The organism is Thiopseudomonas sp. SA1F2-1K, from assembly GCF_057443035.1.
The window spans coordinates 750,025-769,090 of record NZ_CM172014.1 but is presented as its reverse complement, the minus strand read 5'-3'; the positions used below and the strand labels follow the sequence as shown (position 1 = coordinate 769,090).

Genomic DNA, 19,066 nt, shown 5'->3' with positions numbered 1-19,066 from the left:
TATTTGTCTGGCAATTTTGCCTCAGTGTTAAGCGAGTAACCTGTACCTATTCTGCGCCTTCAACGCCTTTAACTCTAGTTTCTGTGCACCCTGACAGACCGAGACAAAAGGTTACAAAGGGGCTAAAGGCTGTATCAGTTTAAAACGCGCCACTTGTTCCCCAGAGTCAAGGGTAACCGTTGCTAAAAACATTGCTAAAGGCCGTACCCACAAATCAAACTCACCATACAGGGTTTGATAAGTCACTAGCCACTCGTCGGTTTCAGAATGCCGAGCGGCACCTATCACGCGATATAAAGGGCCTTTGTAGTGCTGATAAATGCCTGGTTGAATCTTCATAAATAACGTTCTAAGTAAGTGACTCTAATCAGTCGCTTTCAGCGATTTCTTAGTGTAAATATCATAGCGACTGGATTTACCCGTTAGCACATAGCTAGGCTCAATGCCATCAATTGCTGGGGCTTTACGTGGGCGTTTAACGACCACCCGATGACTCGCTAAGGCGAGCGCTGCTGCAAGTAACTGCGCCTGATCTTGATCATCGCCGACAATCGGCTTAAATGCCCGCATTTCTTTTTTCACTAACGCGCTTTTATCGCGCTCTGGAAACATTGGATCTAAATGAATCACTTGCGGTGCTTGCTCTTGCCAGTCTTGCATTAGACTTATTGCATCGCCTGTGAGCAAACGCATACGCTGAGCAATAGGTGCTACCTCTGGACTCAGTACCGCTCTGGTTAAACCGTCGGCTAACAAAGCGGCGATCACTGGCTGGCGTTCAATCATGATGACTGGGCAATCAAGACAAGCTAACACAAAGGCATCACGGCCTAAACCCACCGTCGCATCTAAAATACTCGGCCGCACACCACTTTGTATCCCCACCGCTTTAGCAATCATTTGCCCACTGCCTCCGCCAAATTGTCGACGATGGGCAGCCGCTCCGCTGACAAAATCAACCTGAACTGGCCCTGGTGCCTTCTTACCTAACTCTTGCAGCCATAATCCCTGTGGCCCCCATTGCAAAGCAAACTCAGCATCACTAGGGGCATTATTAACGGCCACTAAAGGCAGCGCTAACTCTTCGGCAAGCTGTTTAGCTACTGGGTGTAATTCAGGCAGCAGCGCTTGCACGACAATTTTGACCGATGGATTCTCTAACAGCATTAATTTGCCTGCTTAGGTGTTGCAATGTTGTTACGTAAATACACCGGCTGGGCTTGCTCTGCCGCTAACTGCTCGCCTCGCTGCCATGCAAACTGGGCTAGTTGTAAAATATCTAGTGCATCCGGTAAGTGCTGTTGCGCCAGATGTGTTGGCTGCACGGCTAGGCTGTCAGCAAAGGTTTGCCAGCCGGTACCAATCGCCCACAAATTTTCAGAATTAAAAGCCGCTGGCAAACTCACTTGCTCAGGTGCCAGCACCGCTTCAGTTCCAACTAAGCGCATTTCTCCTTGCTGCAATTGATAACAGCCCCAATAGACTTCATTCATTCGCGCATCAATTGCGGCTGCGACTTCAGTAGCGCCCTGTTCACGATAGGCACGCTGAGCTAAGGCAGCAAGATTCGACACCGGTAACACAGGACAAGCCAAAGCAAAAGCTAAGCCCTGAACCATGCCAACAGCAATTCTGACACCAGTGAAGGCACCAGGCCCTCGACCAAACGCAATCGCCTCAACCTCACTGAGCTGGCAATTGGCCGCTTGTAATACCTGCTCAATCATGGGCAATAGGCGCTGAGCGTGCTCACGAGGAATAACTTCGCTGTGCTGAAACACTTGCCCTTGATAACTGAGTGCAACCGAACACGCTTCAGTCGCAGTATCGATGGCTAAAATAGTGGTCATGATGCCCTTCTTCTACAAACAGTTTCTGTAAAAACAGCAAAACCCGCCGGAACGGGTTTTGCCTTGTGCAGCGCGTTGCTTAAGACAATGCAGCGAGCACTTTTTCGGTAATTGACTCAACACTACCCACCCCAGCAATAGCACTATATTTTGGCTTGCCTTCAGCTTGGGCTAAGTCTTGGTAAAACTTAATTAATGGCTTAGTTTGTGAATGATAAACCGATAAACGGTGACGTACTGTTTCTTCTTTATCGTCATCTCGCTGAATCAGCTCTTCACCGGTTTCATCATCTTTGCCTGCCACTTTCGGTGGGTTGTGCTCAATGTGATAGGTGCGACCTGAAGCTGGGTGCATACGACGACCGGCAATACGGCCTACGATTTCTTCATCATCAACCGCGATTTCAATCACATGATCAATTTCAACGCCGGCCTCACGCAATGCTTCAGCCTGCGGAATGGTACGAGGAAAGCCATCAAACAAGAAGCCGTTAGCGCAGTCTGCTTGCTTAATACGCTCTTTAATTAAGCCAATGATAATTTCATCAGAAACCAAACCACCAGTTTCCATTACCTGCTTAACTTGTAAGCCTAACTCTGATTCTGCCTTAACTGCTGCACGCAACATGTCTCCGGTAGAGATCTGCGGAATACCGAACTGCTTTGTAATGAAACCCGCTTGAGTTCCCTTTCCTGCACCCGGTGCACCTAATAAGATAACCCGCATTTTATGCTCCTATATTTTTATATAACGACAAACATTTAAATCAAAACCTAAGTGAGCAATCAGCTCGATCACTACGGAAACGGTATTTTTGGTCACTGACTCAACGCTGTAAATGCACCATCAAGGCTTGTCCACCTGCATCCAGCGGAGTTCTTGTTGATTAACTAACAGTTTTTTGGCTAGTTAGTTACTAGCAACTGCCAGCCGAAAAACGATCAAAGATACACACCGCGTTACATTCATACAAGCAAAACTCGCTGTTTAAGCTGGGCGATTATGCTATCAAAGCATAAATTCGCGCCCATTAAACTGATACTCATCAGCCCTTAGTTTTTTCGCTTAATGGTTTTCAATAAGTCATCTGGGGTAATAAAACCCACCATACTGGCGTTACTACCAGGCTGTGGCTGCTGCAAAATGTGGTGTTTCATTTTGCCAATAATGTGCATTTCACACGGCTTACAATCAAACTTTAGCGTCAGCACTTCATCGCCATTAATCAACTGCATATCTTTAACTTTAGTCCGTACACCAGTGACGCCTTTGGCTTGTTTGGGGCACAAGTTAAACGAGAAGCGCAAACAGTGCTTGGTGATCATCACTGGCACCTCGCCGGCTTCTTCATGGGCTTCATAAGCAGCATCAATTAGCTCAACGCCATAACGTTTATAAAAGGCACGGGCTTTTTCGTTATACACGTTGGCTAAAAACGTAAGATGACTATCAGGATACACCGGAGGCGGATTACTGACTGCTTTACGACTGCCTTTTGGATGTGCCAATAGGCGATTAGCCGTTAGCTGCTCAATCACTTCGCGGCGCAAGGCTTTAAGCTTGGAATTAGGCACAAACCACGGCTGCTGTGCTTGGTAATCAATTCGTTGGGCGTGATAGATAGTAGTACCTAGTTTAGTTAAGGTATCTTTTAATTGCTCTGCGGCCTGCTGTGGATTGTTAGCTAAGGTAAAAGGTCCCGCTAGGCTTGCCTGCGCCAGCACCCCTTCCTCACTGCTGGCACTCAACAACAACTGCTGCTCAGTTAGTTGCACCTGCCAATCTACCAGCACACGCCGTTCAGCCGAGGGTTTCAGCAGTGCCTGCTGCCAATTGTGGTCCATATTGCGATTTAACACATGCTGTGGACGCAGTTGTTTAAGCTCGGGGGGCATTTCATTGGGTACGATGCGGTACTGATAAAACTGCTGCCCCTCTTGTTCAAACTCACACAGTGGCTGGGCAGTATTAGCCCTAAAACCGACCACCTCACGCTTATGCAGTACGTTTAAACCATCGCCATTACTGAGCGGCTCGGTGGTTTGTACCGTCAGATCCTGTTTGCCTACACTCAGAATTTCACCCACTGGCAAACCGACAAACTTGGGCGAATCAAACGCACCAATATCAATCAAGCGATCTTGCACAAAATAATCGGTACTGCCGCGGTGGAAGGTTTTATCTGGATTAGGCACAAAAAAGTGTTCGACAAAGCCACTGGAGGAACGCGTTAAATCAGTACGCTCCTCTAATATTTGGTCCAATAATTGGCGATAGTAAGCGGTAATATTTTTTACATAGCTGACATCTTTATAGCGCCCTTCAATTTTAAATGAGCGCACGCCCGCATCCACTAAATCCCGTAAGTTAGCGCTTTGATTATTATCTTTCATTGACAATAAATGCTTGTCGTACGCCACTACGCGGCCCTGATCGTCTTTGAGGGTATAGGGCAAACGACAGGCTTGGGAGCAATCGCCGCGGTTAGCACTGCGACCGGTTTGAGCATGGGAGATATTACACTGCCCAGAAAAGGCCACACACAAGGCGCCATGGATGAAAAACTCAATCGCCGAGTCAACCTGGCTGCTGATTTGCTTAATTTCTTGCAGGTTTAGCTCTCTGGCTAGTACCAACTGAGAAAAGCCCGCTTGGGATAAGAACTTTGCTTTATCTAGGGTGCGGATATCAGTTTGAGTGCTGGCATGTAACTCAATGGGCGGGATATCCATTTCTAAAATCCCCATATCCTGCACAATCAGTGCATCAACCCCTGCATCATACAGTTGATAAACCAGTTCACGCGCTGGCTCTAGCTCATCGTCATGCAAAATGGTGTTAATGGTGACAAACACCTTGGCATGAAATAAGTGAGCAAATTCAACTAATTGTGCAATATCGCTGACACTGTTACTGGCACTATGCCGCGCACCAAAACTAGGGCCGCCAATGTAAACTGCATCGGCGCCGTGTAAAATGGCTTCTTTGGCAATGGTAATATCACGGGCTGGACTAAGCAGCTCAAGTTGATGACTGAGTAACGACATAAAGATAGATTCAATTAGCAAGGCAATAAAAGTGGCCTATGTTAGCAGTTTCGCCAATCTTTTTTAGCAGTTTCAATGATACCGCTCAGCGTTTAAATCGAATCCTCAGCCCACATATTAAAAGCCATACAGAGCAATTAGCCCTAAGCAGCAGTTTTACACTAAATCTGCGACAATACTTTTTTTCATTATTTGCGATGGTTTGATGTCACACAGTCCTTCTCCTAAAGCGTTAATCAAGCAACTGGATGCGGTGCTTTGCCGTGATCGTTTTCCGTTATATCGCCAGTTACGCGAACTGGATCGGCAGCCTAATGCGCAAAAACTGGAAAAAATCCTCGAGCGTTATACTCAATCGGCTTTACAGGTTAGCCAACGCTTAGCCAGTATTCCGCCATTGCACTACGACACGCAACTGCCGATTGCCGATAAAAAAGAACAAATCAAGGCGGCGATTGCCCAGCATCAGGTGGTGATTATTGCCGGTGAAACCGGTTCGGGTAAAACCACCCAACTGCCTAAAATTTGCTTAGAGTTAGGCTTAGGCGCGCGCGGTTTAATTGGTCATACTCAGCCTCGACGTTTAGCAGCGCGCAGCGTAGCCACACGGATTGCCGAAGAATTACATACCCCACTGGGCGAGTTAGTGGGCTATCAAGTACGTTTTGAAGATCATAGTCATGATGGCTCACTGATTAAGCTGATGACCGACGGAATTTTGCTGGCCGAAACCCGTAATGATCGTTTCTTATCGCGCTATGACACGCTGATTATTGATGAAGCCCATGAGCGCAGCTTGAATATTGATTTTCTCTTGGGTTACCTAAAGCAGCTGCTGCCAAAACGCCCTGATCTTAAGGTCATTGTTACCTCGGCCACCATTGATTTAGAACGTTTTTCTAAACACTTTAATGATGCGCCGATTATTGAAGTCTCAGGCCGCACCTATCCGGTTGAGACCTGGTATCGCCCGCTACTGATTGAATCGGATGATCCCGAAGAAAGCGTTGAAGAAGACCTGAGTGTTGAGCAAGGTATTTTGCAGGCCTTAGCCGAAATTGCCGCCCATGAGCGTGCCCAGAGCAAGTTGCCCGGTGATGTGTTGGTGTTTCTACCCGGCGAGCGGGAAATTCGTGACTGTGCGGAAGCCTTACGTAAAGCCCAACTCAAACACGCAGAAGTTCTGCCTTTATATGCCAGGCTGTCACCGAGCGAACAACAAAAAATATTTCAGCCACGCCCTGCCCGCAAAATTGTACTCGCCACTAACGTAGCGGAAACTTCGCTCACAGTGCCTGGTATTCGCTATGTAATTGATAGCGGCACTGCACGGATTAGCCGTTACAGTTACCGCGCTAAAGTGCAACGCTTACCGGTTGAGCCTATTTCCCAAGCTTCAGCTAACCAGCGCCAAGGCCGTTGTGGTCGGGTTGAGCCTGGAATTTGTATCCGCCTCTACAGCGAAGATGACTACCTTGCCCGCCCAGAATTTACTGACCCAGAAATTTTGCGCACCAACTTGGCCGCAGTTATTTTACAGATGCTGAATTTGCGCCTGGGCGCAATTGAGCAATTTCCCTTTATTGAGCCGCCAGAAAGTCGGGCGATTAATGATGGCTTTAACTTATTACAAGAACTCAGTGCGGTTAGCAAAGAAGGCCAGCTGACCCAGATTGGTCGACAACTGGCGCAGTTACCGATTGATCCTCGTTTAGGCCGTATGCTGCTGGAAGGGGCTAACCACAATAGTTTGCGCGAAGTACTGATTGTGACTAGCGCATTATCGGTACAGGATGTACGCGAGCGCCCGGCTGACCGCCAACAAGCCGCAGATCAAGCCCATGCCCAATGGAAAGATCCAGACTCGGATTTTGCGGCCTTGATTAATATTTGGCGTGGCTTTGAAGAGCAACGTCTCGCGCTTGGCAGTAATGCGCTACGCCGTTGGTGCCGGAAAAACTTTCTGCATTATCTAAGATTACGCGAATGGCGCGATGCCCATCGCCAACTGACCCTGATTTGCCGGGATCTTAAACTGCCTTTCAATGACAGTGCTGCTGAGTACGCAGCGCTACACAAAGCCTTGCTTTCAGGATTGCTTAGCCAAATCGGACAAAAAACCGATGACACTGATTATCTAGGTGCGCGCCAGCGACGCTTCTTGATTCATCCCTCATCAGTTATTGGGCGTAAAAAGCCAAAATGGATCATGGCCGCAGAGCTTGTAGAAACCAGTAAGCTATTTGCTCGGATGGTGGCTAAAATTGAGCCTGAATGGGTAGAACCTTTAGCCGAACACTTAGTTAAACGCAATTACCTAGAGCCCCATTGGGAAAAACGCCGTGGCCAAGTAGTCGCTGATGAGCAAGTGACGCTGTATGGCTTAATTATTATCCCCAGACGCCCGATTCATTACGGCCCGATAGATCCAGTCATCAGCCGCGAGCTGTTTATCCGTGAAGGCCTAGTGATGGGCGATATTTTTAGCCGCGCCCAGTGCCTAACGGCTAACCGTGAATTACTAGAGCGTTTAGACAAGTTAGAGGCTAAAGCCCGGCGCCGCGATATTTTGGCCGATGAAGAGGTACTGTTTAACTATTACAGCCAAACCGTGCCCCAAGATATTTATCAAACCGCCAGTTTTGATCGTTGGTACAACCGCGAAAGCGCTAAGCAACCACAATTATTGTTAATGCAAGAAAGTGATGTCTTAGCGCGGGATGCCTCTGAAGTCACTGCCAATCAGTTTCCCGATAAATTAACCCTAGGCCATTTACAGCTGCCCTTAAGCTACCATTTTGAGCCTGGCCACCCGCGAGATGGCGTCACCTTAACCGTGCCGGCGCCGCTACTTGCTCAATTGCCTAGCGAACGCTTGCCTTGGTTGGTGCCTGGCATGCTCGAGCAACGCTGTATTGCGCTAGTACGTAACCTGCCAAAAGCGATTCGCAAAAACTTTGTACCGGTGCCAGATTTTGTCGGGGCCGCAGTTGAGCGCCTAACCTTTGCTGAAGGCAACTTATATCACGCCTTGGGTCATGAACTGCTGCGCATGACTGGCGTGCGCGTCAGTGATGAACACTGGCTGGCAGCTGAACAACAGCTCGACAGCCACTTTCGCGTCAATCTTGCGGTGGTTGATGCTGCCGGTAAGCTACTGGGAGAAGAGCGCAGTTTAAGCACACTCTTAGCCCGCTTTGCCGATGTGAGTCAACAAGCGCTAGAAGTTCGTCGCCCAGAATCAGCTAAGCAAGCGGTTTCCGGCCACGCGTTTTCAATCAAGCCAACGGCTAAACAAAAAGTGGCCGGAATGAGTTTAACTGTGTTTCCCGCGTTAGTTGATGAGCAAGGCGAGGTACAAGAAAATCGCTTTTCCACCCAAGCCGAAGCCGATTACCAGCATCGCCGTGCTTTGCAACGTTTACTGTTACAGCAATTACCCGAGCAAGCCAAATACTTACGACAAAAGCTCTCCCAACAGACACAGCTGGCCCTGTTGTATCGCGAATTTGGTCGCACTGAAGCGTTAATTGAAGATATTTTATTGGCCAGTGTCGACCGCTGCTTGCTGGCACCTTTAGAGCAGCTGCCACGTAATGCCGAGCAACTGCAACAAGCTACTGAGCAATATAGAGCCAACTGGACCCACACAGCAGAACAGCTAGCCCAACTAGTCTTGAGGATTTTGCAACAACAACATGAGCTAAAAAAGCGCTTGAAAGGCCGGATTGATCTCAGCGTTGCCTTTGCCTTAACGGATATAAAAAACCAGTTACAAACGTTGATTTATCCTGGCTTTGTGCGCAATACCCCCTACCAGTGGCTAGAACAATACCCGCGCTACCTAAGCGCTATCGCCCAGCGTTTAGATAAAGTGGGCAGCCAAGCCCAACGCGATAAAGTCTGGACTTTAGAGTTACAAGGTTATCAAGAACAACTCAATAAACGTGCCGCACAACATCAAGCAGAGGGTAAACATGACCCAGAACTTACGCTGTATCGCTGGATGCTAGAAGAGTATCGCGTCTCACTGTTTGCCCAGCAACTGGGCACACAAATGCCAGTCTCAGATAAACGCCTGAAAAAGCAGTGGCAAGCGGTGATGACTTAGTCGCTAGTTAGCTATAGAGTAAATCAACAAGGCGCTCCCTGAGTCATCAGGCAGCGCGTTTTAATTGAGCGAGGTTTAGGCAACCCGCGCCTGAGGAAATAAACACTTAAAGTTAGCGCTGGTTTGCTCGGCAAAGGCTTCAACGGAAACGCCGCGTAATTCAGCCAAAAATTTACCCACCTCAACCACATACTCAGGCAAATTGGGTTTACCACGAAACGGCACAGGCGCTAAATACGGCGAATCAGTTTCAATTAATAAGCGATCTGCTGGTACTTGCAGGGCCACTTCACGTAAAGCCTCGGCATTGCGGAAGGTAACAATGCCAGACAGTGAAATATAAAAGCCTAGATCCAGTGCTTGCTTGGCCATTTCCCAGTTTTCAGTGAAGCAATGCATTACCCCGGCCTCTGGCAGCGCAGCTTCTCGTAGCAAGGCAATGGTGTCTTCCCGGGCTTCACGGGTATGGACAATCACCGGCTTATTGGTTTGCTTGGCCGCTTCTAAGTGCAAACGAAACGAGTCTTGCTGTAACTGCTTAGTTTCTTGCTGGTAGTAATAATCCAGCCCAGTCTCACCCACTGCCACTACTTCAGGGTGTGCTAGTTCTTTAAGTAACCAGTCCAGTTGTGGCTCTTTATTAGCTTCCACATCTAACGGATGCACGCCCACCGAGCAATCCACATCCGGATAGGTACGCGCTAATTCACGCACCGCAGCGGCATTGTCCATACTGATGCCAATACACAAAAAGTGTTTTACTCCTTTATCTCGCGCACCCTGTAACGCGCTGGGCAAACAACCGTCATAGGCTTTTAAGTCCAAACGGTCTAAGTGGCAATGGGAGTCAATAAACATGCAATGTCCTAAATTAAATAGTAAAGGTGGGGCGATCGGATTTCTGCGCACCGGCTAAATAGGCTTCAATCTTTTTGCGCACCGCTAGGTCTTTCTCACCCAGCTGAATACCAATCCCAGCCTGCTTATTGCCTTGGGCTCCCAGCGGGGTAATCCAGACTACCTTACCGGTAATTGGCAGTTTCTCTGGTTCATCCATCAGTGACAGTAGAACAAACACCTCATCACCCATGGCATATTTGCGCGTGGTGGGAATAAACAAACCGCCCTCTTTGATAAACGACATATAGGACGAATAGAGCACGCCCAGATCTTTGATCGCAAGGTTTAAAATACCTAGTCCTGGCCCTAATGCCATATCCTTCTCCTCGCTTGAAACTCAAGCCTAGCTAGCGGCGCAATAAGGCCTGCCAGCGAATCAATAAACTTTCTAATAATAAATCAGCCCGTAACGGCACATGCTGCAGCACCTTTTGCCGCTCTGCTAGCACCCACTGCTGAGTTTGATTAATCTCTGTGATCTCTGCGTGCTTAGCTAAAAAGCCCAGCACCACCGCCATATCGGTTGAACTTAGCGCTGCTGGCAGCTGAGTAACTTTAAAACTAAATAACTCATGCCCCCAAGCAGCAAACCAGGCAAAAATCAGGGTTAATGGAATTTTAGCCCAAGCTCCGGCTAGATCACTAGGCGTTGCTTGCCCTTTAAATAACTGTTTCACCCCTTCCACTACCGTTGACCGCTGGGCTAAGCCCTCAGTCTTGGCTAACTCCAACGCTAATAAAGGCGAGTATCCAGCAATTTGTAATAACTGCTGGGCTTGCAGAGTTGTCAGGTCAGCCACCTGATGTTGCAACCACTGCTGACTTTCAACCACCGTAGGTAATGGGCAGCGCTGTAGTAAACAACGACTTTTAATAGTCGGCAGCAAAAAGCCCAACTGATGGCTGACTAAAATAAAGTAGGTGTCTTTAGTTGGCTCTTCTAAGCTTTTTAACAAAGCATTCGCTGCCGCCACGCCCATGGCTTCGGCTGGTTCAATAATCACCACCTGCCGCCCGCCCTGTTGCGAGGTTTGCATAATGGTATCTACCAGCTCCCGTACTTGGCTGATAACGATATTTTTACCTTTTTCAACTGGCAATAACTGTAGCAAGTCGGGATGCGAATCGGCCGCTATTAGCTTGCAACTTGAGCATTGACCGCAGGCTTGCTGCTTAGGCTGTTGGCATAACCAATACTTAGCCAAAGCCAAAGCCAGCTGGTATTTACCCGTGCCCTCTGGTCCATGCAATAAATACGCATGGGCTGGTTTTGGGTTGTTTATCAGCTGCTGCCAAATAGGTTGCTGCCATGGATAAAGACTAGCCACCCAACTGCTCCAAGATACGCGGAAATAGTTGTTGCAAATCGGCTTGCACCTGAGCCAATGGCTGGTCGGCATTAATAATCACAAAGCGCTCGGGCTCTTGCTCAGCACGCATTAAGTAGGTATTACGAATTCGATTAAAAAAATCCGTCTGCTCTTGCTCAAAACGATCTAACTGCCCCCGCGCCTTAGCTCTTGCCATACCCGCTTCAATTGGCAAGTCAAAGAGTAAGGTTAAGTCAGGGCGCAAATCGGCTTGCACAAATTGTTCAAGCGTTGCGATACGTTGCGGATCCACCCCGCGCCCACCGCCCTGATAGGCATAACTGGCATCGGTAAAGCGGTCACACAGCACCACCTCACCGCGGGCTAAGGCTGGCTTAATCAGCTGCTCAAGATGCTGCGCGCGGCCGGCAAACATGAGCAATAACTCGGTGTCAGTGGCTACTGGCTCGTCTCTTGGCGCCAGCAACAGATGCCGAATTTCTTCGGCTAATGGGGTGCCTCCAGGTTCACGAGTTAGGGTAACAGGCAAGCCTTGGCGCTGCAGAAAGTCGGCTAGAAAGGCGCGATTGGTGGTTTTACCCGCCCCTTCTGGGCCTTCTAAAGTAATAAATAGTCCACTCATGGCTGGGCTCCTTGAGCCGATTCAGATGGAGTAACGCTAGGGGCTGGGCTCGAGCGATAATCAGCACGGCGTTGTAACTGATACTGACGCACCGCTTGATTATGCTCGGCTAAAGTTCGAGAGAATACATGGCTGCCATCGCCTTTAGCCACAAAGTACAAGCTATCACCCGCTTTAGGGTGCAATGCTGCATGAATTGCCTCGCGCCCAACCATAGCAATTGGAGTCGGCGGTAACCCCTCAATCACATAGGTGTTATAGGGCGTAGGCTGACGTAAATCAGCGCGGGTAATTTTACCCTGATAACGCTCGCCCATGCCATAAATCACCGTGGGATCGGTTTGCAAACGCATCCCTTTCGCTAAGCGGCGGACAAACACTCCGGCAATTTCTGCCCGTTCATGGGCAACGCCGGTTTCCTTTTCAATAATCGAGGCCATCACCAACGCCTGCTCTTTAGACTGATAAGGCAAGCTTTCGGCCCGCTGCTGCCACTCTTGCTGCAGCACTTGCTCGAGTTTTTGATTGGCTTGCTTGAGTAAGGCCTGGTCACTTTGTCCTCGCACAAACTGGTAAGTATCGGGGAAAAAACGCCCTTCTGGATGCTGCGCTGGTAATCCTAGCTGCTGCATCAGTTGCTCATTACTTACTGCGCTTAGGGTTTGCTTAAGCGCGGGATGACTGGCTAGGGCTTGGCGTACTTGCTGAATGTTCCAGCCTTCAACCAGCGTCAGGCGATATTGCACCACCTCACCCTTGACCCACTTTTGCAGCAAGTCAGCAGCCGTCATCGTTGGCGTGATCTCGTATTCACCCACATGCAGTGCTTGCTGCGGATGATAATAGCGCCAATGCAAACGCAGCCAAAAACTGTCTTGAATAATGCCATCGGCAGCTAAACGGCTCAGCAAGCCGCTAGGCGTACTGCCGCTCTCCGCCACTAAGACTTGCGCTTGCTCCAGCTTAAGCGGTTGTTGCAAGGTTTGCTGATACCATTGCCACGACAGCCCAGCGCTTAAAGCCAAGACACTGACTAACAGCAACATGGCTACTAAAATTTTTTTTAACACGCCTTAGGTTCCACAATAAAGCTCAGCCACCTGTTGCTGTAGCTGTTGAGTAATGGGGCCTATGGGCCAGCGATCATTCGCACAGGCGCGAACCGGCCATACGCCATATAGGCTATTACAAATAAACACTTCGGAGGCACTACTCAATTGAGCGCGCCCAATTGATCTGACTACAGGTGCATAGCCTAGTTGCTGAGCTCGTGCCAATAACCATGCTCGCATAGTGCCTAAGACCCCAGCCTGAGATAAATCTGGGGTGCAAAGTCTGCCCTCGAGCACACAAAATAAATTACTAAATACACCTTCAATCACTTGCTGCTGCTGATCTAGCACTAACCCTTCAGCAAACTCCGCACTACTCCACTCGGCTCGAGCGAGAACTTGCTCTAAGCGATTGAGATGCTTCATACCTGCCAATAGCGGCTGATGCGCCAAACGCGTTTGACAAGGAAAAAGTGATACGCCTTCGCTAAAGTTTGTCGCAGGCCAATTCGGCAAGGCCGACAGCTGTAAAATGCGCTGCACAGCTACAGGGTCAGGTGTCGCGTAGCCCCGCTGCCCTACGCCACGGGTATAAATTAACTTACACACGCCTTCAGGCGTCTCAGCAATAAAAGCTTCAAGCTCCGACAACAGTTGTGGCACATCAAGCGGTATTGATAAGCGCTGACAACTTTGGCTTAAGCGCGCAAGGTGTTGTTCAAGTAAAGGAATACGCCCGTGCACCACACGCATGGTTTCAAACAGACCATCACCAAAGGCAAGACCACGGTCAGCCACCGACACACTGGCGATTGGCTGACCATTGATCCAAGTACGCATTATTTGTATTGTTTGAAAATTAGCGAGCCGTTAGTGCCACCAAAGCCAAAGGAATTACTGAGCACACTTTCAATTTTCATTGGTTTGGCTTGATTTGCCGCAAAGTCTAAATCACAGCCGGCGCTTGGGTTTTCCAAGTTAATGGTGGGCGGTGCGATCTGGTCGCGAATGGCTAAAATGCTAAAAATCGCTTCAACCGCACCTGCAGCGCCTAATAGGTGCCCTGTCATTGATTTAGTCGAGCTCACCACAAGCTGCTGGGCATGCTCACCAAACACCGTTTTAATCGCCTGCACTTCCGCCAAGTCTCCCGCCGGAGTCGAGGTACCATGGGCATTAATATACTGCACATCCTCGGGCTGCATTTTAGCGTCTTTTAGCGCAGCGGCCATGCATCGTGCCGCACCGGCGCCATCTTCTGGCGGAGCAGTCATATGGAAGGCATCGGAACCTAAACCAAAACCCACCACTTCAGCAAAAATTTCAGCGCCACGTGCTTTAGCATGCTCTAGTTCTTCTAGCACCAAGATTCCAGCGCCATCGGAAAGCACAAAGCCATCACGTTCTTCATCCCAAGGTCGACTGGCTTTGGTGGGCTCAGCATTACGTGTAGAGAGTGCTCGAACCGCAGAGAAACCACCTAAGCCTAAACCACAGGTAGCCATTTCAGCACCACCAGCAATCATTACATCGGCTTCATCATAAGCAATATTACGTGCGGCTAAACCAATGCAGTGCGTACCTGTAGTACAAGCAGTAGCTACCGAGTAGTTAGGGCCTTGTAAACCTAAACGAATCGATAAAGTACCTGCGGCCATATTAATAATGGAGCCAGGCACAAAAAAAGGTGAAATACGACGCGGGCCTTGATCAAACAGCGTTTTGGCAGTGTTTTCGATATTTGGCAATCCACCGATGCCCGAACCAATGGTCACACCAATACGCTCACGATTGGCGTCACTCACCTCTAGCTCAGACTGTTCTAGTGCCTGATAACTAGCGGCCAATGCATATTGAATAAACAAATCCAGCTTACGTGCATCTTTAGCCGGCATATATTGTTCAATATTAAAATCTTTTACTGTGCCGCCAAATTGAGTAGCAAAAGCACTGACGTCCATATGCTCAATTACGTCAATCCCGCTTTCTCCGGCCAATACCGCTTTCCAGCTTGATTCAACATCGGCTCCGAGCGGGGAAACCATACCCATCCCGGTAACCACAACACGTCTACGCGACATGGCGATAACCCCTTTTTGCATATTAACTGCCAAAAAAAAACCGCACTCCTGATTCAGGCAGTACGGCTTTTTTACTTGTTTAAAACCGCCGCTAGAAATTAAGCGTGGTTGTTAACGTAGTCGATAGCTTCTTGAACGGTAGTGATTTTTACCGCTTGCTCATCTGGAATTTCAGTGTCGAACTCTTCTTCTAACGCCATTACTAACTCAACGGTATCTAAAGAGTCCGCGCCTAAATCGTCAACGAAAGAAGCACTGTTTACTACTTCTTCAGCTTTAACACCTAATTGCTCTGCAACGATTTTTTTAACGCGTTCTTCGATATTGCTCATACAAAATACTCCTAAATGGAAACTAGGCAACTTTAGCTGCCGCTAAGTGTATAGAAAGGGCTTCACCTATTTCAAGCCAAAGCCTATTTTTACTTATCATTTCATGAATTTGATTCGACTATAGCAAGCGTATAGAAAAATCATACTTTAAAAACTCATTCTGTGACTAAAGAACCCTGCCTCAAGTCACAAAAAAGTCATTTTAACTCATATACATGCCGCCATTCACAGGAATTGTAGCCCCTGTAATATAAGCCGCTTTATCTGAAGCTAAAAAAGCCACGGTATCGGCAATCTCTTGGGCCTCACCTAAGCGCGCCAGTGGAATCTGGCTTTTTAGTGCATCACGCTGCGCTTCTGGTAATTCACGGGTCATATCAGTATCAATAAAACCTGGCGCTACTGCGTTAACAGTAATATTACGTGAGCCGACTTCGCGCGCTAAGGCACGGCCAAAACCTTCTACACCGGCTTTAGCTGCGGCATAGTTAGCTTGCCCGGCATTACCCATTGAGCCGACTACGGAGCTGATATTAATAATCCGTCCCCAACGGGCTTTACTCATACCCCGTAGCACGGCTTTGGATAAGCGAAACAAGCTATTAAGGTTAGTATCAATAACTGACTGCCAATCTTCTTCCCCCATCCGCAGCATTAAATTGTCTCGGGTAATGCCTGCGTTATTCACTAAAATCTGTGGTGCACCATAGCTGTCTTGGATGGTTTTTAATACCTCTGCCACCGACTCTGGCTGACAGACATCCAACACCAAACCGACTCCCTCAATACCTTGCTGCTGCAAGACTGCGGTAATTTTTTCCGCACCGCTAGCTGAGGTGGCAGTGCCAATGACAATCGCACCTTGACGCCCTAATTCCAATGCAGTTGCCTGCCCAATACCGCGGCTCGCGCCGGTAACTAATGCCACCTTACCTTGCAAACTCATGATTTCTCTCCTATTGCTTAAGCCAATGCAGCTAACGTTGCGGCAAAGGCCTCAGGGGTATCTAAGTTAAAGGTACTCACCCCTTTGATGCAGCGTTTATTCAGTCCCGACAACACTTTGCCTGGACCACACTCAACCACCTGGGAAACCCCTTCAGCATCCAGTAACACCATGGTTTCGACCCAACGGACCGGGCTATATAATTGAGCCAATAAATTCTGCTCTAATGCAGCAAGATCGGTAGCCACTTCAGCTGTTACGTTCTGTACTAACGGAATACTTGGCTGCTGCCATTGCACTGCAGCTAACGACTCAGCAAATTGTTCTGCTGCTGGCTGCATTAATGCGCAATGGGAGGGCACGCTGACAGGCAAAGGCATGGCACGCTTAGCACCGCGCGCTTTACAGGCTTCAATCGCCCGCTCTACTGCTGCTGCTGCACCTGCAATGACTACCTGACCTGGTGCGTTAAGGTTTACCGCACTGACCACTTCACCTTGAGCTGATTCAGCACAAGCGGCCTGCACGTCGGCATCATCCAAGCCTAAAATAGCCGCCATACCGCCGGTCCCCTCAGGCACCGCCTGCTGCATTAACTGGCCACGACGCTCAACTAACTTGACGGCCTCTGCCAATGACAAACTGCCCGCCGCCACTAACGCCGAGTACTCACCTAAACTATGACCTGCAACAAAAGCTGGCAATACCGAGCTATTAGCCTGCCATAAACGCCATAATGCAACTGAAGCGGTTAAAATTGCGGGCTGGGTTTTATCGGTTTGATTCAAGCTCGCCGCCGGGCCAGCCTGGGTCAACGCCCATAAATCATAACCTAAGCTGTCGGATGCTTCGGCAAACGTGTGTAGGATTTGGCTATGTTGCTGAGCAATTTCAGCCAGCATTCCTACCGCTTGTGAGCCTTGACCAGGAAAGACAAATGCAAGATTCGCAGACATAAAAACCTTCACTCAATAAATTCAGCGGCGCAGTTTGCCACGACTAGGCAGTCACTACAATTAGCTATTCGATGCACGCAGCCTTCTCGCCGTCACATTTTTCCAGTAAGGGGTGCAGGTGCTGCTGTAAATAACTTGGTAAATCTTCTTCAATTGCCTGCACCGCAGCTTTAATCGCATACTGAAAAGCCTCGCGCTTAGCACCGCCATGACTTTTAATCACAATGCCATTTAATCCCAGCATTCCAGCACCGTTATAACGCTCAGGCGCCAGATCTTTTTGCAACGCACGCCATACTGGCGCTGCCAACCAGGCCAGCAGGCCAGCCCGAATGCCACGCCCGAGCTCTTGACGAATACGCCCGCCAATCATTTGCGCTAGCCCTTCGGTAGCCTTTAGCAAAATGTTGCCGACAAAGCCATCACACACCACCACATCCGCCACTCCAGCAAAGATATCATCGCCTTCAATATAGCCAATGTAATTAATACTACTTAAACCCTTAAGTAACTCGTGCGCCTCTTTAACTTGCGAGTTGCCTTTAATTTGCTCACGCCCCACGTTTAACAGCGCTACTTTAGGCCGCCGTAAACCAGAAGCCTCAGTGGTTAGCGCACCTAACAAGGCAAATTGGTAAAGATGCTCAGCGGTACAGTTCACATTGGCGCCTAGGTCTAACAAATGCGATTTACCGGTACGAGTGGGAATTGCCGTCATGATTGCAGGCCGAACAATACCCGGAATCATTTTCAAAATCAGCTTAGATAGGCCCATTAAGGCACCGGTATTGCCCGCACTCACCACCGCCTGGGCACGACCAGAGTTTACCAGCTCTAGCGCCACCCCCATGGAGGTATCAGCGTGATGACGCAAGACGGCCGAAGGCACTGCATCCATAGCGATGGATTCAGTTGCAAAATGCAAAGTTAAGCGGGAAGTATCAGCTTTAGGATAGAGCAGAAGCTCTTGTTCGATGGCTTCCTGCTGGCCAACGAGATGGATATGTAACGCAGGATTTTTTTTTAAGCTATCGAGGCAAGCGGGAACAGTACAGCGGGGACCGTAGTCCCCGCCCATTGCATCAACAGCAACAACAAGGGCTGACAAAATTACTCAGCAGCGGCCTTGTTAATTACTTGACGGCCACGGTACATGCCATCAGCAGATACGTGGTGACGCAGACGCACTTCACCTGTTGCTTTTTCAACAGTTAAAGTTTTTTCGGTTAATGCATCGTGAGAGCGACGCATGTCACGCGCTGAGCGTGATACTTTGTTCTTCTGAACAGCCATTGTGATTAACTCCTAAACGTTTGGATCGCGCTTTTTTAATTGCGCAAGGATACTGAACGGGTTAGATTCTTGAACTTCCTCACCCACAATGGATGAGTCGAGTTCGACTGGATGACAATCTTCAAGCGGATGCATCGGAATAATCGGTAGTGCTAGCAGCAACTCATCCTCAATTAAAGGATAAAGCGCTAACGGCTCCTCATCTACTTCCAGTGCATCATAACCTTTAGGTAACTGTGATTCATCAGTACCTGGCCAAACCATCGCATAGGTGCACTCAGCCTCAACCGGCAAAGCCGCATCACCTAAGCAACGCTGGCAAATCATTTGCACAGTGGATTGAAGCGTCAAATGCAATAATGCAACTTTTTGCTCATCACGGCGAAACTCCAGCGTTACCTGTACAGAACCGGCATCACTGCTAAGCAAATCGCAGACACGGGCAAATTCAGCTAGCGCAATTTCACCTTTAAGGGTAATTTCACGGTCAGCATATTTACGCGGGTCAACGTGAGGAGGAATCGGACCATTCATCATAGGCGCG

Annotated in this window: 19 protein-coding genes; 1 reads left to right on the top strand and 18 read right to left on the bottom strand. The window is 48.8% G+C overall.

What is annotated here, in order from left to right:
- Nucleotides 1-111 precede the first annotated feature (111 nt).
- From AC2T15_RS03665 to AC2T15_RS03645, 5 genes are all read right to left on the bottom strand, one after another.
- Nucleotides 112-339 (bottom strand): DUF1653 domain-containing protein, encoded by a 228-nt coding sequence (locus AC2T15_RS03665; protein ID WP_486778755.1) that lies wholly within the window; start codon nucleotides 337-339, stop codon nucleotides 112-114.
- A 24-nt stretch (nucleotides 340-363) separates the two neighbouring features.
- Complete coding sequence (locus AC2T15_RS03660) at nucleotides 364-1,167, bottom strand: class I SAM-dependent methyltransferase (protein ID WP_486778754.1); 804 nt, start codon at nucleotides 1,165-1,167, stop codon at nucleotides 364-366.
- A complete protein-coding gene (gene tsaB / locus AC2T15_RS03655; protein WP_053101589.1) occupies nucleotides 1,167-1,850 on the bottom strand; it encodes a tRNA (adenosine(37)-N6)-threonylcarbamoyltransferase complex dimerization subunit type 1 TsaB in 684 nt (227 codons plus the stop codon). Before tsaB ends, AC2T15_RS03660 begins: the two co-directional genes overlap by 1 nt.
- 79 nt (nucleotides 1,851-1,929) lie before the next feature.
- Nucleotides 1,930-2,577 (bottom strand): adenylate kinase, encoded by a 648-nt coding sequence (gene adk, locus AC2T15_RS03650; RefSeq protein ID WP_053101588.1) that lies wholly within the window; start codon nucleotides 2,575-2,577, stop codon nucleotides 1,930-1,932.
- A gap of 326 nt (nucleotides 2,578-2,903) precedes the next feature.
- The gene (locus tag AC2T15_RS03645; protein ID WP_053111049.1) at nucleotides 2,904-4,898 is read right to left on the bottom strand and encodes a peptidase U32 family protein; all 1,995 of its coding nucleotides are present in this window, start codon (nucleotides 4,896-4,898) and stop codon (nucleotides 2,904-2,906) included.
- Nucleotides 4,899-5,103: 205 nt separating this feature from the next.
- Between AC2T15_RS03645 and hrpA the strand changes: the two genes are divergently transcribed.
- The gene (hrpA, locus tag AC2T15_RS03640) at nucleotides 5,104-9,009 is read left to right on the top strand and encodes an ATP-dependent RNA helicase HrpA (RefSeq protein ID WP_486778753.1); all 3,906 of its coding nucleotides are present in this window, start codon (nucleotides 5,104-5,106) and stop codon (nucleotides 9,007-9,009) included.
- Nucleotides 9,010-9,084: 75 nt separating this feature from the next.
- Here hrpA and AC2T15_RS03635 read toward each other — a convergent pair whose 3' ends face one another.
- The 13 genes from AC2T15_RS03635 to AC2T15_RS03575 form a co-directional block, all read right to left on the bottom strand.
- Nucleotides 9,085-9,867 (bottom strand): TatD family hydrolase, encoded by a 783-nt coding sequence (locus AC2T15_RS03635; protein ID WP_486778752.1) that lies wholly within the window; start codon nucleotides 9,865-9,867, stop codon nucleotides 9,085-9,087.
- Nucleotides 9,868-9,880: 13 nt separating this feature from the next.
- Complete coding sequence (locus tag AC2T15_RS03630; RefSeq protein ID WP_286592828.1) at nucleotides 9,881-10,225, bottom strand: PilZ domain-containing protein; 345 nt, start codon at nucleotides 10,223-10,225, stop codon at nucleotides 9,881-9,883.
- A 31-nt stretch (nucleotides 10,226-10,256) separates the two neighbouring features.
- Nucleotides 10,257-11,237, bottom strand: a complete 981-nt coding sequence (locus tag AC2T15_RS03625; protein ID WP_486778751.1) for a DNA polymerase III subunit delta' — start codon at nucleotides 11,235-11,237, stop codon at nucleotides 10,257-10,259.
- The gene (gene tmk, locus AC2T15_RS03620; protein ID WP_486778750.1) at nucleotides 11,230-11,862 is read right to left on the bottom strand and encodes a dTMP kinase; all 633 of its coding nucleotides are present in this window, start codon (nucleotides 11,860-11,862) and stop codon (nucleotides 11,230-11,232) included. Before tmk ends, AC2T15_RS03625 begins: the two co-directional genes overlap by 8 nt.
- Nucleotides 11,859-12,932 (bottom strand): endolytic transglycosylase MltG, encoded by a 1,074-nt coding sequence (gene mltG / locus AC2T15_RS03615; RefSeq protein WP_486778749.1) that lies wholly within the window; start codon nucleotides 12,930-12,932, stop codon nucleotides 11,859-11,861. The genes tmk and mltG overlap by 4 nt, the downstream gene beginning before the upstream one ends.
- Before the next feature lie 3 nt (nucleotides 12,933-12,935).
- Nucleotides 12,936-13,754: an aminodeoxychorismate lyase gene (gene pabC, locus AC2T15_RS03610; protein WP_486778748.1), complete on the bottom strand. Its 819-nt coding sequence runs from the start codon at nucleotides 13,752-13,754 to the stop codon at nucleotides 12,936-12,938.
- A complete protein-coding gene (fabF, locus tag AC2T15_RS03605; RefSeq protein ID WP_486778747.1) occupies nucleotides 13,754-14,995 on the bottom strand; it encodes a beta-ketoacyl-ACP synthase II in 1,242 nt (413 codons plus the stop codon). The genes pabC and fabF overlap by 1 nt, the downstream gene beginning before the upstream one ends.
- A 98-nt stretch (nucleotides 14,996-15,093) precedes the next feature.
- Nucleotides 15,094-15,327, bottom strand: coding sequence for an acyl carrier protein (gene acpP, locus AC2T15_RS03600; RefSeq protein WP_053101578.1), 234 nt, complete (start codon nucleotides 15,325-15,327; stop codon nucleotides 15,094-15,096).
- Between the two features lie 202 nt (nucleotides 15,328-15,529).
- Nucleotides 15,530-16,273 carry a 3-oxoacyl-ACP reductase FabG gene (gene fabG / locus AC2T15_RS03595; protein ID WP_486778746.1) on the bottom strand — a complete coding sequence of 248 codons (744 nt, stop codon included), beginning with the start codon at nucleotides 16,271-16,273 and terminating at the stop codon, nucleotides 15,530-15,532.
- Nucleotides 16,274-16,290: 17 nt separating this feature from the next.
- On the bottom strand, nucleotides 16,291-17,229 hold the full coding sequence (gene fabD, locus AC2T15_RS03590) for an ACP S-malonyltransferase (protein WP_053101576.1): 939 nt from the start codon (nucleotides 17,227-17,229) through the stop codon (nucleotides 16,291-16,293).
- Between the two features lie 64 nt (nucleotides 17,230-17,293).
- Nucleotides 17,294-18,337: a phosphate acyltransferase PlsX gene (gene plsX, locus AC2T15_RS03585; RefSeq protein WP_080995460.1), complete on the bottom strand. Its 1,044-nt coding sequence runs from the start codon at nucleotides 18,335-18,337 to the stop codon at nucleotides 17,294-17,296.
- Nucleotides 18,338-18,339: 2 nt separating this feature from the next.
- A complete protein-coding gene (gene rpmF, locus AC2T15_RS03580; RefSeq protein WP_053101574.1) occupies nucleotides 18,340-18,522 on the bottom strand; it encodes a 50S ribosomal protein L32 in 183 nt (60 codons plus the stop codon).
- 12 nt (nucleotides 18,523-18,534) lie between these two features.
- On the bottom strand, nucleotides 18,535-19,059 hold the full coding sequence (locus AC2T15_RS03575; protein ID WP_053101573.1) for a YceD family protein: 525 nt from the start codon (nucleotides 19,057-19,059) through the stop codon (nucleotides 18,535-18,537).
- Between the last annotated feature and the right edge of the window lie 7 nt (nucleotides 19,060-19,066).

What these genes read in the sequence shown, in the direction of transcription:
- AC2T15_RS03665 (WP_486778755.1), bottom strand. Translation starts at nt 339, where the DNA reads ATGAAGATTCAACCAGGCATTTATCAGCACTACAAAGGCCCTTTATAT.
- AC2T15_RS03660 (WP_486778754.1), bottom strand. Translation starts at nt 1,167, where the DNA reads ATGCTGTTAGAGAATCCATCGGTCAAAATTGTCGTGCAAGCGCTGCTG.
- tsaB (WP_053101589.1), bottom strand. Translation starts at nt 1,850, where the DNA reads ATGACCACTATTTTAGCCATCGATACTGCGACTGAAGCGTGTTCGGTT.
- adk (WP_053101588.1), bottom strand. Translation starts at nt 2,577, where the DNA reads ATGCGGGTTATCTTATTAGGTGCACCGGGTGCAGGAAAGGGAACTCAA.
- AC2T15_RS03645 (WP_053111049.1), bottom strand. Translation starts at nt 4,898, where the DNA reads ATGTCGTTACTCAGTCATCAACTTGAGCTGCTTAGTCCAGCCCGTGAT.
- hrpA (WP_486778753.1), top strand. Translation starts at nt 5,104, where the DNA reads ATGTCACACAGTCCTTCTCCTAAAGCGTTAATCAAGCAACTGGATGCG.
- AC2T15_RS03635 (WP_486778752.1), bottom strand. Translation starts at nt 9,867, where the DNA reads ATGTTTATTGACTCCCATTGCCACTTAGACCGTTTGGACTTAAAAGCC.
- AC2T15_RS03630 (WP_286592828.1), bottom strand. Translation starts at nt 10,225, where the DNA reads ATGGCATTAGGGCCAGGACTAGGTATTTTAAACCTTGCGATCAAAGAT.
- tmk (WP_486778750.1), bottom strand. Translation starts at nt 11,862, where the DNA reads ATGAGTGGACTATTTATTACTTTAGAAGGCCCAGAAGGGGCGGGTAAA.
- pabC (WP_486778748.1), bottom strand. Translation starts at nt 13,754, where the DNA reads ATGCGTACTTGGATCAATGGTCAGCCAATCGCCAGTGTGTCGGTGGCT.
- fabF (WP_486778747.1), bottom strand. Translation starts at nt 14,995, where the DNA reads ATGTCGCGTAGACGTGTTGTGGTTACCGGGATGGGTATGGTTTCCCCG.
- acpP (WP_053101578.1), bottom strand. Translation starts at nt 15,327, where the DNA reads ATGAGCAATATCGAAGAACGCGTTAAAAAAATCGTTGCAGAGCAATTA.
- fabG (WP_486778746.1), bottom strand. Translation starts at nt 16,273, where the DNA reads ATGAGTTTGCAAGGTAAGGTGGCATTAGTTACCGGCGCGAGCCGCGGT.
- fabD (WP_053101576.1), bottom strand. Translation starts at nt 17,229, where the DNA reads ATGTCTGCGAATCTTGCATTTGTCTTTCCTGGTCAAGGCTCACAAGCG.
- rpmF (WP_053101574.1), bottom strand. Translation starts at nt 18,522, where the DNA reads ATGGCTGTTCAGAAGAACAAAGTATCACGCTCAGCGCGTGACATGCGT.
- AC2T15_RS03575 (WP_053101573.1), bottom strand. Translation starts at nt 19,059, where the DNA reads ATGATGAATGGTCCGATTCCTCCTCACGTTGACCCGCGTAAATATGCT.